A 1,355-nucleotide genomic window follows, 5' to 3' on the forward strand; every position below is an offset into this window, starting at 1 on the left:
AATAATAGTTTCTTCATATATACTATAGTTTTATCGATTAATTAATGGAAACGAAAGTAGGCAATTGGATTACAACCACCAATAGATTAATCTATCCATTTCTATCTAACCGAATCTATCTACTATATATACTATCATAGAGATAAGGCTCTCATTCAAAAAAATCCCATTTCATCGGAAATTATAGTTTCTTATTTGTTCCTTCTAATTTGCAATTGATATCCAATATTTTCATATCTTTGAATCTCAATAGATGGAACATTCTCAAAAACTCTTCGCAAACGACTTATTGCATTATGAAGTCTCGGATCATTATTTGATTTATCCGACCAAAATATTTTCTTGATTTCTTCGTCTTTCAATATGTAATCTGGAGCTTCTAAAAAATGTTTTAATAAAATAGCTGTTTGTGGTAATATCTGAATTTCCTCTTTACCAAATATAAGCTTTCTCAAATCTGCATCAAACATAATACCTTGGTCCATATAATAGATATGAACAGAGGTAGGAGCAACAATGTTCTTTTGCCATCTCTTTCTAAAAAATATCACTATATTAATAATAACTGCACACAGCCAATAAATAAAGCCATAAACAAAGCCTCTTACACCCACAAGAGTAAAAAATGAAAAGTAGAAAAAGCCTTTTACTTCAACCTCGCAACGATAACCTGCCGTAATATCGAATTCTGGTATACAATTTTCATGTAAAAAAGAGTCAGGGTATACACTTTCTGTAATATTTTCATCTTTATCGGATACCAAAAGCTGCAATGCAAAAGTGCCAGACAAACTTTGCTGCTTCAAATGCAGTTGCCATTTTTCATATAAAGAGTCCACTACTAAAGGATGTTTAGATAAATAAGCAGTATGTAAAAAACTTAATCGTGGATCAGATGTTACATTTTTAGAACTTTTTTCTTTATCCAAGCAGTATCCACGTTTTCCACTTTCATCTGTTATATAAACCGTATCAGGATACTCCTCCAATCGCTGTTTCCTCCCACTAGTGTAAAAATAACCATCAAAAGCATCTTCTTGTAAATGTTGCAAAAAAACTGCTTTAAAAACACTTTCCACTCTTTCACTGAACATTTTTTTTCTAGCCTCACAATATAATTGTCCTAGAATGAAAAATAATACTATCTCCAGAAAAAATATTATTAGCAAAAGGCGCATCTTTTGTTTATCTTTAAATGTAATTGTACCGCTTAGTTTCGTTAGTAATTTCATAGCGTGACTTATTTTATCTGTTTGAATAGCACAAAGGTAGCATTATTTGCAATAATTGACAGACAATATAAAAACTATTTTGGTTCTTCGTCAAATTTGGTGGTACTTCTTCTATTGTGAATA

The 1,355-nt window shown here is 30.7% G+C and carries 1 protein-coding gene; it reads right to left on the bottom strand.

What is annotated here, in order from left to right; translation table 11 throughout:
• Positions 1 to 191: 191 nt before the first annotated feature.
• Positions 192 to 1,232 (bottom strand): transcriptional regulator, encoded by a 1,041-nt coding sequence (locus tag DXA54_RS27915; protein WP_004312302.1) that lies wholly within the window; start codon positions 1,230 to 1,232, stop codon positions 192 to 194.
• Positions 1,233 to 1,355: the final 123 nt, after the last annotated feature.

The organism is Bacteroides sp. OF03-11BH (assembly GCF_003604005.1).
Taxonomy (GTDB): domain Bacteria; phylum Bacteroidota; class Bacteroidia; order Bacteroidales; family Bacteroidaceae; genus Bacteroides; species Bacteroides ovatus.